The 13,379-nt window shown below is 71.6% G+C and carries 10 protein-coding genes; 4 read left to right on the top strand and 6 right to left on the bottom strand.

Features of this window, described 5'->3' with window-relative positions; all coding sequences use genetic code 11:
• Nucleotides 1-8: 8 nt before the first annotated feature.
• The 3 genes from cydD (at nt 9) to OG230_RS18275 (ending at nt 6,700) form a co-directional block, all read left to right on the top strand.
• Nucleotides 9-3,533, top strand: a complete 3,525-nt coding sequence (cydD, locus tag OG230_RS18265) for a thiol reductant ABC exporter subunit CydD (RefSeq protein ID WP_328904802.1) — start codon at nt 9-11, stop codon at nt 3,531-3,533.
• 72 nt (nt 3,534-3,605) lie between these two features.
• Complete coding sequence (locus OG230_RS18270; protein WP_328904803.1) at nt 3,606-5,312, top strand: sensor histidine kinase; 1,707 nt, start codon at nt 3,606-3,608, stop codon at nt 5,310-5,312.
• A 221-nt stretch (nt 5,313-5,533) separates the two neighbouring features.
• Nucleotides 5,534-6,700 (top strand): M23 family metallopeptidase, encoded by a 1,167-nt coding sequence (locus tag OG230_RS18275; protein ID WP_328904804.1) that lies wholly within the window; start codon nt 5,534-5,536, stop codon nt 6,698-6,700.
• Between the two features lie 33 nt (nt 6,701-6,733).
• On the opposite strand, the gene OG230_RS18280 is transcribed toward OG230_RS18275, so the two are convergent.
• A complete protein-coding gene (locus OG230_RS18280; protein ID WP_328904805.1) occupies nt 6,734-7,579 on the bottom strand; it encodes a Cof-type HAD-IIB family hydrolase in 846 nt (281 codons plus the stop codon).
• A gap of 118 nt (nt 7,580-7,697) precedes the next feature.
• A complete protein-coding gene (locus OG230_RS18285; protein WP_328904806.1) occupies nt 7,698-8,594 on the bottom strand; it encodes an LLM class flavin-dependent oxidoreductase in 897 nt (298 codons plus the stop codon).
• Nucleotides 8,595-8,753: 159 nt separating this feature from the next.
• Between OG230_RS18285 and OG230_RS18290 the strand changes: the two genes are divergently transcribed.
• Nucleotides 8,754-9,044 (top strand): hypothetical protein, encoded by a 291-nt coding sequence (locus tag OG230_RS18290; RefSeq protein WP_328904807.1) that lies wholly within the window; start codon nt 8,754-8,756, stop codon nt 9,042-9,044.
• A gap of 5 nt (nt 9,045-9,049) precedes the next feature.
• Here the strand turns inward: OG230_RS18290 and OG230_RS18295 are convergent, their stop codons facing one another.
• From OG230_RS18295 to OG230_RS18310, 4 genes are all read right to left on the bottom strand, one after another.
• Complete coding sequence (locus OG230_RS18295; RefSeq protein WP_328904808.1) at nt 9,050-9,592, bottom strand: RNA 2'-phosphotransferase; 543 nt, start codon at nt 9,590-9,592, stop codon at nt 9,050-9,052.
• A 155-nt stretch (nt 9,593-9,747) separates the two neighbouring features.
• On the bottom strand, nt 9,748-10,692 hold the full coding sequence (locus tag OG230_RS18300) for a MerR family transcriptional regulator (protein ID WP_328904809.1): 945 nt from the start codon (nt 10,690-10,692) through the stop codon (nt 9,748-9,750).
• On the bottom strand, nt 10,689-12,461 hold the full coding sequence (locus tag OG230_RS18305) for an SDR family oxidoreductase (RefSeq protein ID WP_328904810.1): 1,773 nt from the start codon (nt 12,459-12,461) through the stop codon (nt 10,689-10,691). The genes OG230_RS18300 and OG230_RS18305 overlap by 4 nt, the downstream gene beginning before the upstream one ends.
• On the bottom strand, nt 12,458-13,309 hold the full coding sequence (locus OG230_RS18310) for a M24 family metallopeptidase (protein WP_328904811.1): 852 nt from the start codon (nt 13,307-13,309) through the stop codon (nt 12,458-12,460). Before OG230_RS18310 ends, OG230_RS18305 begins: the two co-directional genes overlap by 4 nt.
• Nucleotides 13,310-13,379: the final 70 nt, after the last annotated feature.

Consider the following 13,379-nt stretch of genomic DNA (forward strand, 5'->3'; position numbering starts at 1 on the left):
TGTTTCACGTGAAACCGATCGACCCGCGTCTGCTCCGGTACGCCCGGGCCACCCGCCTCTTCCTGGCCGCCGTCGTGGCGCTCGGTCTCGTCGGGGCGGCGCTGGTGATCGCCCAGGCGATGCTCATCGCCGAAGTGGTGGTGGGCGGCTTCGAGGAGGGACTGTCCCTTCCCGGACTCCGTATGCCCCTGCTGCTGCTCGCCGCGGTCGCGGTGGGCCGGGCCCTGGTGGCCTGGCTCACCGAGCTGGCCGCGTACCGGGCCGGCGCGGCGGTCAAGTCCGAGCTGCGCGGCCGGCTCATGGAGCGGGCCGCCCAACTGGGCCCCGACTGGTTGAGCGGGCAGCGCACCGGGTCCCTGGTGGCGCTCGCCACCCGGGGCGTCGACGCGCTCGACGACTACTTCGCCCGCTACCTGCCGCAACTCGGTCTCGCGGTGGTGGTGCCGGTCGCGGTCCTCGCCAGAATCGTCACCGAGGACTGGGTCTCGGCCGCGATCATCGTGGTCACGCTGCCGCTCATCCCGCTCTTCATGATCCTGATCGGCTGGGCAACGCAGTCCCGGATGGACCGTCAGTGGCGTCTGCTCTCACGGCTCTCCGGGCACTTCCTCGATGTGGTCGCCGGGCTTCCGACACTGAAGGTCTTCGGGCGCGCCAAGGCGCAGGCCGAATCGATCCGCACGATCACGTCCCAGTACCGGCAGGCCACCCTGCGGACCCTGCGGATCGCGTTCCTGTCGTCGTTCGCCCTGGAACTCCTGGCGACGCTGTCGGTGGCCCTGGTCGCCGTGACCATCGGCATGCGTCTCGTCCACGGCGAACTGGACCTCTACACCGGCCTCGTGATCCTCATCCTGGCCCCGGAGGCGTATCTGCCCCTGCGCCAGGTCGGGGCGCAGTACCACGCGGCTGCGGAGGGGCTCTCGGCCGCGGAGGAGATCTTCTCGGTCCTGGAGACCGAGCTCCCCGCGGGCGGCACGCAGGACGTTCCCGCGACGCTGAGGCTGGAGCTCGACGGGGTGACGGTCCGGCACCCGGGCCGTAGCGAACCGTCGCTGAACGACGCCTCCCTGGTGGTGGAGCCGGGTGAGACCGTCGCCCTCGTCGGTCCCAGCGGAGTCGGCAAGTCCACGCTCCTCCATGTGGTGCTGGGCTTCGCCGCACCCGACGAGGGACGTGTGCGCGTCGGCGGGACCGATCTGGCCGAGCTCTCGCCGGAACGCTGGCGCGAGCGCATCGCCTGGGTGCCGCAGCATCCGCATCTCTTCGCCGGCACGATCGCCGAGAACGTACGACTGGCCCGTCCGGACGCGGACGACGAGACGGTGACGGCGGCGCTGCGGGACGCGGGCGCGTCCGGCTTCGTCGCGGACCTCCCGCAGGGCGCGCAGACGCTGCTCGGGGAGGACGGGGCCGGCCTCTCGGCCGGCCAGCGGCAGCGGCTCGCCCTGGCCCGCGCGTTCCTCGCCGACCGGCCGGTGCTCCTGCTCGACGAGCCCACCGCGGGTCTCGACGGCGAGACGGAGGCGGGGATCGTCGAGGCGGTACGGAGACTGGCGGCGGGACGGACCGTCCTCCTCGTCGTGCACCGCCCGGCGCTCCTGTCGGTCGCCGACCGCGTGGTGACGCTGGAGCCGCAGCAGGTCCGGAGCCCCGCAGGCGGGGCCGTGGAGGCAGGGCGGGTGGTGCCGCGGCCCGGGGGACCGTCCTCCGTTCCGTCCGCTTTGCCCGTCCCCTCCGACGAGCCGGGCGGCACGGGGGAGCCCGGGATCCTCAAGGACACCGCCCCGGGGACCGGGCACGTGCTGTCCCGGGTCAGGGAGGCCGCCGGTGCGCAGCACGCGAAGCTGGGCCTGGCCCTGCTGCTGGGCAGCCTCGCCGTGGGCTCGGCCGTCGGTCTCATGGCCGTGTCGGGATGGCTGATCTCCCGCGCCTCCGAACAGCCCCCGGTGCTCTATCTGATGGTCGCCGTCACCGCGACCCGCGCCTTCGGTATCGGCCGCGCGGTCTTCCGCTACGCCGAGCGCCTGGTCTCGCACGACGCGGTGCTCAGGATGCTCGCCGAACTCCGGGTCTCCGTGTACCGGGGGCTGGAGCGGATCGCACCGGCCGGTCTGCGCACGACCCGGCGCGGCGACCTGCTGTCGCGCCTCGTCGCCGACGTGGACGCGCTTCAGGACTACTGGCTGCGCTGGCTGCTGCCCGTGGGAACCGCGGTCGTCGTCGGGACGGCCGCTGCCGGGTTCACCGGCTGGATGCTCCCGGAGGCGGGCGCCGTGCTCGCCGTGGGGCTGCTCCTCGCCGGGGTGGTCGTACCTTTGGTGAGCAGCGCGTGCGCCCGTCATGTGGAACGCCAACTGGCGCCCGCACGGGCCGAGCTGGCCACCAGGATCACGGATCTGCTCAGTGGGACGGCCGAACTCACGGTCGCCGGCGCGCTGCCCGGCCGCAGCCGGCGGGTACGCGAGGCGGACGGCGTCCTCACCCGGATCGCTTCCCGCTCGGCGACCGCGACCGCGCTCGGCGGCGGTCTCTCCTCGCTGATCTGCGGCCTCACGGTGGTGGGCACCGCACTCGTCGCCCTCCCGGCGGTGTACGACGGGCGGCTGGCGGGCGTGGAACTCGCGGTGGTGGTCCTGACCCCGCTGGCGGCGTTCGAGGCGGTGACGGGGCTGCCGCTCGCCGTGCAGTACCGCAGGCGTGTGAAGCGGAGCGCGGAGCGCGTGTACGAGGTGCTGGACGCCCCCGTGCCCGTACGGGAGCCCGTCACTCTCGCTGCCGAGCCCGCCTCGCCGTTCCCGCTGGAGGTACGAGGGCTGTCCGCCCGGTACGCCGGAGCGCCGCGCGATGCCTTGGAGTCCGTCGATCTGACCCTCGTGCCCGGCAGGCGTATCGCGGTGGTCGGGCCCTCGGGCTCCGGCAAGTCGACGCTCGCCCAGGTCCTGCTCCGCTTCCTGGACGCGCGGACCGGGACGTACCGGCTCGGCGGTGTCGAGGCGTGCGAGCTCGACGGGGACACGGTCCGCACGCACGTGGGGCTGTGCGCCCAGGACGCCCATGTCTTCGACAGCTCCATCCGCGAGAACCTGCGCCTTGCTCGTACAGGAGCGACGGACGGCGAGCTGCGGGACGCGCTCGCGCAGGCCCGGCTGCTGGACTGGGCCGAGTCGCTCCCCGAGGGGCTCGACACCCCGGTGGGTGAACACGGCGCCAGGCTCTCGGGCGGGCAGCGGCAGCGGCTCGCACTGGCCCGCGCGCTCCTCGCCGACTTCCCCGTACTCGTCCTCGACGAGCCCGCGGAGCACCTCGACCTGGCGACGGCCGACGCGCTGACCGCTGACCTGCTGGCCGCCACGCGGGGCCGTACGACCGTCCTGATCACCCACAGGCTGGAGGGCCTCGACGCCGTCGACGAGGTGCTGGTGCTGGACGCGGGGCGCGTGGTCCAGCGCGGTGCCTACGCCGATCTCGCGGGTGCGGACGGCCCCTTGCTCCGCATGCTGGAGCGGGAGAGGGAGAGCGCGCCCGTCTGACGGGGGTCGGGGAGGGCCTGCGCGGGCCCTCCCCGACTTTCCTCGCCAAATAGGACTAATTAGGCTCGGTGCATGGCAGAGCCGGACCCGAAGGACTCACTCGAAGCCGCGACCCGGGCGGCGCGCAGCCTGCAGGGTCTCTCGACCGAACTGACCGCCCGCGTCCCGCAGCTGCTGGAAGCCATGCGCTCCGTGGGCACGGGCCTGGAACTGCACTCCACCCTCGACCGCATCTGTGAGACCGCGGCCGACCTCGCGGGAGCCCGTTACGCGGCCATCGGTGTCGTCGACGAGTCCGGGGAAGGGCTGTCCGACTTCGTCACCCATGGAGTTCCGGAGGACGTGGTCCGGGAGATCGGACACCGGCCCGACGGGCACAAGGGGCTGCTGGGCGCGCTGATCCACGATCCCGTACCGCTCAGGCTGGCCGACCTGACCGCCGATCCGAGGGCCGCCGGATTTCCGCCCGGGCACCCGCGGATGCGTACGTTCCTGGGGGTGCCGATCCGCGTCCAGGGGGAGATCTTCGGCAATCTCTACCTGGCGGAGAAGCACGGCGGGACGGAGTTCAACGACTACGACCTGCACATGGTGCGGGTGCTCGCCACCGAGGCCGGGATCGCCATCGGCAACGCCCGGCTGTACGAGGCGGCACGGCAGCGCGAGCGGTGGATCGACGGCTCGGTGGCCGTCACGACCGCCCTCCTCTCCGGTGGTGACGCCGACGACGCCCTGTCCGTCGTCGCCGAACAGGCCCGCCGCCTCGCCGACGCGGCGGCGGGGATCGTGCTGCTGCCGACGGCGGAGGGCGGTCTCGAAATCGTCGCGGTCTCCGCCGACGACCCGTCCGACTCCCTGGGCATCATCATTCCGTCGGGGAGTCCCGTCGTGTCGATGCTCCTGGCCGGTGAGGCGGTCTTCATGGACGACTCGGCATCCGACGCACGCCTGGTCACGAGGCTGGCCGACCAGTTCGGACCGAGCATGCTGCTGCCCCTGCACAGCGGTGGCCGGGTGCTCGGGGCGCTCGCCACCCCCCGTGCCCGGGGCGAGCGCCCGTTCACGGAGGCGGAGCGGACGCTCGCCACCCAGTTCGCCTCGCAGGCCGCGCTCGCGCTGATGATGGCCGAGGCGCAGCGCGACCGTGAGCGCCTCGCGGTCTACGAGGACCGCGACCGGATCGCCCGTGATCTCCACGACCTCGTCATCCAACGGCTGTTCGCCACCGGAATGATGCTGGAGAGCGCTCAGCGCAGGTCGGTGGTCCCCGAGGTGCAGACCGGCGTCGGACGCGCCGTCGACGAGCTGGACGTGACCATCCAGGAGATCCGGACGGCCATCTTCGCGCTCCAACAGGAACCGGCCGAGGCGCCTTCGGGGCTGCGCACCCGCGTGCTGCGGGAGATCAACATGGCGGCCGTGCCGCTGGGCTTCAAGCCCTCGCACCACTTCGTCGGCCCGGTCGACGCACTCGTGGGTGAACTCACCGGGAAGAACCTCATCGCGGCCCTGCGCGAGGCGCTGTCCAACGCGTTCCGGCACGCCGGAGCCTCGCTGATCGACGTGGTCGTCGACGCGACGGTGAGACTGCCGGACGGGCGTGAAGGGGTACGGCTGTCGGTCGCCGACGACGGGGTGGGCATTCCGGAAGGCGGGCGGCGCAGCGGTCTGCGCAACCTGGCCCGCCGCGCGGAGTCGCTGGGCGGCGCGAGCTGGTTCGGCCCCGGGATCGGGGAGGACGGGGGCGGTACGACAGTGGTGTGGGAAGCGCCGCTCTGACGGCCCTGCCGCTGCGTCCGTCCCGGCGGCCGGGTGTGGGCCGGTTGGCGGTACGACACTTCGGGGTCCCGTGATTCGGGGCGCGCCGGGGTGACGATCCGGGGATGCGCTCCGCTGTGCCGTGTCACTGTCGCCGGAAATGCCGCCAGGTATGCCGCCGGACGTATCGCCGGACGTATCGCCGGACAGAGGCCGGCCGTCCGCGGCGTGACCGGACGGCCGTGCTCCTGCTCTGCGTGCTGTCGGCCCTGGCCGTGCTGCCTGCGGTGCCCGGGCCGGACGCGATGGCCGCGCCCGCCCCGGCCGTCGCCCCGCTGGATCCGGCACCCGGCCCGCCGGCCGAGCCCTGGGACGCTCCGCCGGCCGGTCCCGACCCCGGTGCTGTGCCCGGTCCGCCGTCGGGGCCCGTGCCCGGCCCGCCGCCCGGTCCTTCGTCACCGCTGAGCACGGGGGCCGCGGTCGCCCGGCTGTACGCGGAGGCGGCGAAGGCCACCGAGACGTACGAGGAGGGCAGACGCGCATCGCTCGTGCAGCGGACCGAGGCCGCACGGCTGGACCGGCTGCTGGCCGACCGGCGGCGCGAACTCGGGCTGATCCACGAGGATCTCGGCCGCGTCGCCCGCTCCGAGTACCGGACGGGCGGCGTCGGCCTCTCCTACACGGCGCAGCTTCTGCTCGCCGACGATCCGCAGGAGCTGCTGCGCGGCCGGCAACTGGCCTGGCAGGCCGACAGAGTGGTGACACGCCTCCTGGAACGCGCCCGGCATGCCGAACGCGCCCTGGCCGACGGCGAACGCAGGGCCAGGTCCGCCTGGCACGCACTGGACATCGCCGTCGTGCGGCTGGCGGAGGTCAAACGGGGTATCGCGGCGAAGCTGGCCTCGGCACAGCAGCGGCTCCAGAGCGAGGCGGACCGCAGTGTCGCGGCGGGAAAGTGTGCGGGCGCGGTACGGATCGAGCAGCCGGGTCTGCCGGACGACGGCCCGAGCTGGGTGACGCCGGTGGAGGGGTACGAACTCTCGGCGGGCTTCGACAGCGTCGGCGCGCACTGGGCGAGCAGGCACACGGGGCAGGACTTCGCCGTGGACATCGGCACCCCGGTGCGCTCGGTCGGCGAGGGCAGGGTGGTGTCGGTCTCCTGCGGCGGCGCGTTCGGCATCGAGGTCGTGGTGCTGCACCCGGGCGGCTACTACACCCAGTACGCGCATCTGGCCGGCGTCACGGTGGACCAGGGCGAGCGGGTCCGGGTGGGGCAGTGGGTCGGGCAGTCGGGCACCAGCGGGAACTCGACGGGGCCGCACCTCCATTTCGAGGTGCGGCTCACGCCTCATACCGGGTCGGGAGTCGACCCCGTGCGCTGGCTGCGCGAGCACGGTGTGACGCTCTGACGGCCCGTCGTCCGGGGGCCGCCGTACGGCACGTCAGCGGGTGGCGAGAATCCGCTCGATGACGACGGCCACGCCGTCCTCGTTGTTGGTGAGGGTCGTACCGGAAGCGGCGGCCACCGCGTCGGGGTGGGCGTTGCCCATCGCGTACGAGGCGCCCGCCCAGCTCAGCATCTCCACGTCGTTGGGCATGTCCCCGAAGGACACGACCTCGGCGGCGTCGATGCCGCGCTCGGCACAGCACAGGGCGAGGGTGCTGGCCTTGGAGACGTCCCGGCCGCTGATCTCCAGGAGGGCCGTGGGGCTGGACCGGGTGAAGGAGGCCAGGTCGCCGGCGGCGGCGCGGGCCAGTGCGAGGAAGTCGTCCGGGGCCAGCTCCGCATGGTGGGCCAGGACCTTCAGCACGGGAGCGCCGGCGCCCGGAGACTCCTCCTGGAGCAGCTTCTCGGCGACGGCGACGGTGGCACCCGGGTCCAGGTGGAACGGCGGGTAGGCCGGTTCGTAGTGGATGCCGGTGGTGAACTCCACGGCGAACGAGGTGCCGGGGGCGGCCTCGCGCAGTGTGCGGACCGCGGCGAGGGCGGCGTCCCGCTCCAGCGGCCGGACCATGAGGGGCTTGCCCTCGGCATGCAGGTCGACGACGGTTGCGCCGTTCGCGCAGATGGCCATGCCGTGGCCGTGGACGTGGTCCCGGACGACGTCCATCCAGCGGGCGGGCCGGCCGGTGACGAAGAAGACCTCGATGCCGGCCTCCTCGGCCGCCGCGAGGGCTGCCACGGTGCGATCCGACAGGGTCTTGTCGTCACGCAGCAGGGTGCCGTCCAGGTCGGTGGCGATCAGCCGGGTTACGGCAGGCAGAGGCGAGTCGGTAGCTGAGGTCACAGGGTCATTCTCCCGTACAGAAGTGCACGGGCGTGCAGAGGGGCGCACATTTGAGGGCACGCGCCCCTGAGCAGCAGAACATGCCTGTGGCATGTGCCCGGGGACATCTGAACCGAATTCAGCGGAGCTGTGCCAGTCCCTCGGTGGCGATCCGCTCGAAAACCTTCTCGTCGGCCGCGAAGTCGGAGCCCGGGACCGGCCAGTGGAGCACGATCTCCGTGAATCCCAGCGCGAAGTGCGTCCCCGCGAAGTCGACGAACGCGTCGAAGGAGTCCAGCGGACGGTCCGGGGTGAAGCCGGTGAGCAGGATCCTGTCCAGTCCCCCGACGTCCCGGCCGACCGCGGCGCCCGCCGATTCGAGTCCGTCGAGCTGGCGGCGCAGGGCGGCCACGGACTGCTCGGGCGTCCCCGTCTCGTACAGCTTCGGATCACCGGTGGTCACCCACCCCTGGCCGTACCGCGCGGCGAGCTTCTGCCCGCGCGGGCCGGTGGCGGCGATCGCGAAGGGGAGCCGGGGGCGCTGCACGCAGCCGGGGATGTTGCGGGCCTCGTTGGCCGTGTAGAACTCGCCCTCGTACGTGACCGAGGGCTCGCGCAGCAGCTGATCGAGCAGCGGGACGAACTCGCCGAAGTGGTCGGCGCGTTCGCGCGGCGTCCACGGGGCCTCGTCGGTCCTGCGCAGGGTCGTGGCGTCGAAGCCGTTGCCGCCGGCGCCGATGCCGAGGGTGATGCGTCCGTCGGAGACGTCGTCGAGCGTGATGAGGTCCTTGGCGAGTGTCACCGGGTGCCGGAAGTTCGGCGAGGTGATGAGGGTGCCCAGACGCATGCGTTCGGTTGCCGCGGCTGCGGCGGTCAGCGTCGGGATCGCGCCGAACCACGGCCCGTCGCGGAAGGTCCGCCAGGCCAGATGGTCGTACGTGTACGCGGCGTGGAAACCGAGTTCTTCGGCCCGCTGCCAGACCTTTCGGCCTTCGCTCCAGCGGTGGATGGGCAGGATGAGGGTGCTCAAATGCATACATGCGACGATACGGCCGAGTCGTCGGGATACGTCGCAGGGGTCCGCGCGAGTGGTTGCCGCCTCCCGCGCGCGGGGCGACGCTGGAAAAGGACGCGGCCGGTCCCTCCCGCGCGTGAGCACGGTGCCGGGCGCAGTTCACCGGAAGGATGAACCCCCATGAGGATGCTGCTGACCGCTCGGATGGATACCGAGCACGCGAACCGAGCCGTCTCCGACGGAACGATGCCCAAGCTCATCGAGGACATCGTGGACACCCTCAAGCCCGAAGCGGCCTACTTCATGCCGGTGGAGGGCGAACGTACCTGCATGCTCGTCTTCGACATGGAGGATTCCGCCCAGATGCCCCCGATCGCCGAGCCGTTCTTCCTGGCAGGCGCGAGGGTCAGCGTGCAGCCCGTCATGAACCTCGACGATCTGCGCAGGGGCCTCGGCAACCTGGCGCGGTGACGCGCTCAGCCGGGCAGCCGCAGGAACTCCGGTGGTACGGCGTCGGTGAGCCAGACGCCGTTGGCGCTGACGTGGAAGACGTGACCGGCCGCGTGCATGGCTGCCGCGTCCACCGACAGCACGACGGGCCGGCCGCGGCGGGCGCCGACCCGGGTCGCGGTCTCGCGGTCCGGTGACAGGTGGACATGGTGGCGGTCCATGGGGCGCAGCCCTTCGGCGCGGATCGCGTCCAGTGCCCGCACGACAGTGCCGTGGTACAGGTACGCCGGCGGTTCGGCGGGGGGCAGTCCGAGGTCCACCGCGACGGTGTGGCCCTGGTTCGCGCGGATGCGGTCGCCGTCCACGGTGAAGCGCCGTTTGTCGTTGGACGCGACGACATGGTCGAGCTCGTCGCGGGTGATGACGAATCCCTGCCGGGCGGTGGCCCGCAGAAGGTCGTCGATCGCTACCCAGCCCTGGGCGTCGAGGGTGATGCCGATGCGCTCAGGTTGGTGTCTGAGGTGGGCCGAGAGGTATTTGGACACCTTGACCGTGCGTTGTTCGTTCATCCGGTCAGAGTGCCCACGGCGGACCTCTCGGCGCACCGGATTTTTTCTTCGGTGGTGAGGGCACACAGGTTTGATCCACAGCCAACTGCGTTTATCCACAGGTACTTTGACGATTCTGTGGACAAGTGACGCCCTGTATAGGCTATTTGATCAACTTACTTCTCTTTTGCGTGAGATGCCGCAAGAGAGTCCAATGTCCTGGCCTGTACCTCTCGTTCGGTCGCTGCCGCGACGAAGGCTTCCACCCCGTCCGAGCCAACCAGCCTCTGGACGGCGCGCATTGTTCCGGCGGGCAGGATCACCGGACGGGGCGTGTCCTCGTCGGTCAGCGGTTCCTCGGAGCCCAGGTGGTGGTGCAGGTGGCGGGTGGCGAACAGCCGCATCGCACGGGCCAGTTCGGCGTCGACCGTCTGCTGGGCGAGCGGCCGGAGCCGGCGCACCATCGAGGCGGCCTCCGCCGCGTCCGCGTCCGTCGGCGGACGGTGACCCAGATAGCGGGCGAAGACGTGCTCGGTGGTGAACTCCAGGAATCGGGACGCTATGTGCTCGACCTGGCCGCGAAGTTCCCTCAGATGGGCGGAGATTGCGGTGAGCGGAACGCCTGCCGCGTACAACTCGGCTGCCACCGATAGCTCTTGGGGGCTGGGGACCAGGAACTCGTCGTCCTTGCCCGGTACGCGCTCCAGTACGCCGAGTGCCACCGCCTCGTCGACCGCCGCGTCGTCCGGCGTCGCACCGAACCGCAGGTCGAGCTCGGCGCGGGTGATCCGGCCGGCCTCCTCATCGGTCCACGGGCCGTGCACCTCGGCGACCAGGCCGAGCACTCCGCCCAGCCCACGGCCGGCGTCCCATGCCTCCAGCAACTCCTTGATGCTGGCCAGGGTGTAGCCGCGGTCCAGCAGATCCGCGATCTGCCGGAGCCGGGCGAGATGCGTGGACCGGTAGACGTTGGCCCGGCCGCGCCGCTCCGGTGTGGGCAGCAGGCCGCGGTCCTGGTAGGCGCGGATGGTGCGGACCGTGGCCCCACTGGCGTGGGCCAGGTCCTCGATCCGGTACTCGGCGTCCGGCCGCGCCCCGGACGGCGTCCCGCTCCCGGTCACAGCGGCGGCTTCATACGGGCGATGCCGCGCAGCACCCCCGGGCTCACCCGGGACAGCAGCCGGATGCCCCGGGCCTCCGGGGTGACCGGCACGACGGCCTGATTGCGCACGACGGCCTGGAGGATCGCGTCGGCGACCTTCTCCGGGGGGTAGTTCCGGAGCCCGTACAGCCTGCTGGTCCGCTTCTGGAGGCGCTTCTCCTCCGCCGCGTCCGCCCCGGCGAACCGCGTGGTCGCCGTGATGTTGGTGTTGACGATGCCGGGGCAGATCGCGCTGACTCCGATGGACTTCTCGGCCAGTTCGGCCCGCAGACACTCACTGAGCATCAGCACGGCCGCCTTGGAGGTGCTGTACGCGGGCAGGGCCCGCGAGGGCTGGAAGGCGGCGGCGGACGCCGTGTTGACGATGTGGCCGCCCTGGCCGCGGTCGGCCATCTGCTTCCCGAAGATCCGGCAGCCGTGAATGACCCCCCACAGATTGACGTCGAGGACGTTCTTCCAGTCCTCGCTCGTCGTCTCCAGGAAGGAACCCGACAGGCCGATCCCGGCGTTGTTGACCAGCACGTCGACGATCCCGTACTCCCGGGCGACCTTCTCGGCGAGCTTCTCCATCGCCTGCTCGTCGCTGACGTCGACCGTCTCGCCCCAGGCGGCCGGGGACCCGATCAGCCGGGCCATCTCGGCCGTCCGGGCCGCTCCCTCGCCGTCACGGTCCACCGCCACCACCCGGGCACCGGCTTCGGCGAACGCGAAGGCGGTGGCCCGTCCGATCCCTCCGGCCGCCCCGGTCACCAGGACCAGCTGTCCGCCGAACCGGTCGGCATGGGCCCCGGTCGCCACCGCGCCCTGCACCGGCAGGCCGTCCCGCCGCGCCGCCTCGTTGGCCTCGACGAACTCGCCGATCCAGGACGACAACTGGTCCGGCCTCGTGCGGGGCACCCAGTGCTTGGCCGGCAACGACCGGCGGACCAGGTCCGGCGCCCACGAGTCCAGTTGGTCGTAGAGCGACTCGGAGAGGAAGAAGTCCTCGGTCGGCGTGATCAGTTGGACCGGGACATGCGCGTAGGCGTCCGCCCGGGGCCTGCGCAGACGGGGCCGGACGTTGTCACGGTAGAGCCAGGCCCCGTGCGCGGCGTCCTGGGGCAGCGAGGGCGTCGGATAGTCGCCCGCCGGCACCTTCTCCATGCGCTGGAGTATCCGGGGCCACTGCTTGCCGAGTGGTCCGCGCCAGGCGAGCTCCGGCAGGACCGGGGTGTGCAGCATGTACACGTACCAGGACTTGGCGCCCTGCCCCATGAGCTGGCCGACCCTGCGCGGGGTGGGCCTGCTCATGCGCTGCTTGATCCAGTGGCCGAAGTGGTCGAGGGACGGCCCGGACATGGAGGTGAACGAGGCGATCCGGCCCTCGGTCCGCTTGACCGTGGCGAACTCCCACGCCTGGACCGAACCCCAGTCGTGTCCCACCACGTGCACGGGCCGGTCCGGGCTCACCGCGTCCGCGACGGCCAGGAAGTCGTCCGTGAGCTTCTCCAGCGTGAATCCGCCCCGCAGGGGGGACGGAGCCGTCGACCTGCCGTGGCCGCGCACGTCGTACAGCACGACATGCCACTCCTCGGCCAGCCGCGAGGCCACCTCCGACCAGACCTCCTTGCTGTCCGGGTAGCCGTGCACCAGCACGACCGTCGGCCTGGACTCGTCGCCCAACTCGGCGACGCACAGCTCGATTCCGCCTGTGCGAACCCAGCGCTCGCGCGCCTCGCGCAGCTTCATGCCGCCACCTTCTCCTCTGCCCAGCGCCGCACGTGCGGCAGATCGTCATCCAGCCAGAAAGCGCTCTGCTCCGGGTCCTTGGAGTCGGTGACGACCAGGATCTCCTCGAACTTCGCGCCCGTACCCCGGAATCCGAGGTGCGGTTCGACCGCCCACAGCCCCGGCTGCGGCGGGTGATCGGAGAAGCGGTACGGGCTCCACAGGGGCGACCAGCCGTCCCGGTGGCCGTGCAGGGCGTCGCTCGCCAGCCCCTTGATGGACTGGGTGCCGAACCCGAAGACACGGGGGGACCAGCGCCGTTCGGTCACGCGGTCGACCTTGTGGGCGATGACGCCGAAGGGATAGGCCCGGTGTCTGTTCGCGTACCCCTGTCGGATCATGAGGCGTTCGACGTCCTCGTAGATCTCGCGGAGCGAACGCCGCTCACGGACCTCGCGCAGGATCAGCTCGCGGTGGACTTCCAGATCGGCCAGCAGCCTGTCGTGCAGCGGGCTGAGACCGAGACAGCCGGAGTAGCCGACGTCCGCGGTGAATCCCTTGTACACCGGGGCCATGTCGAGGATGAACGGCATCCCCGGCTCCAGCTTCCGGCCGGTCGGGAAGAACTGCAGCGGCACCTTGAAGTTCGCGAACGCCGTCCGGTCCCCGAACCAGGCGAACGGGAGATGGAACCAGTCCCGCACACCGCGCTCGCGCAGCCAGTCACGCTGCATCCGTGCGGCCTCGCGCTCCGTCACGCCCGGCCTGAGCTGAGCGGCGACCGCCTCCGCGCAGTCGTACGCGAGGCGCTGCACTTCTCTGAACCCCCGCAGTTCCGGGGCTTTTCCGTCCTTCGCTGCCGAGGTCATGCAACCGTCCGTTCCCTGACGTGCGCGGTACGTGCCCGTAACGTGACACTGATGAATGTGACAATGTCCG

Source organism: Streptomyces sp. NBC_00234, from assembly GCF_036195325.1.
In the GTDB taxonomy this organism is placed as follows: Bacteria; Actinomycetota; Actinomycetes; order Streptomycetales; family Streptomycetaceae; genus Streptomyces.

Coding starts and splice junctions, on each gene's coding strand:
- OG230_RS18270 (WP_328904803.1), top strand. CDS start 3,606: ATGGCAGAGCCGGACCCGAAGGACTCACTCGAAGCCGCGACCCGGGCG.
- OG230_RS18285 (WP_328904806.1), bottom strand. CDS start 8,594: ATGCATTTGAGCACCCTCATCCTGCCCATCCACCGCTGGAGCGAAGGC.
- OG230_RS18290 (WP_328904807.1), top strand. CDS start 8,754: ATGAGGATGCTGCTGACCGCTCGGATGGATACCGAGCACGCGAACCGA.
- OG230_RS18295 (WP_328904808.1), bottom strand. CDS start 9,592: ATGAACGAACAACGCACGGTCAAGGTGTCCAAATACCTCTCGGCCCAC.
- OG230_RS18305 (WP_328904810.1), bottom strand. CDS start 12,461: ATGAAGCTGCGCGAGGCGCGCGAGCGCTGGGTTCGCACAGGCGGAATC.
- OG230_RS18310 (WP_328904811.1), bottom strand. CDS start 13,309: ATGACCTCGGCAGCGAAGGACGGAAAAGCCCCGGAACTGCGGGGGTTC.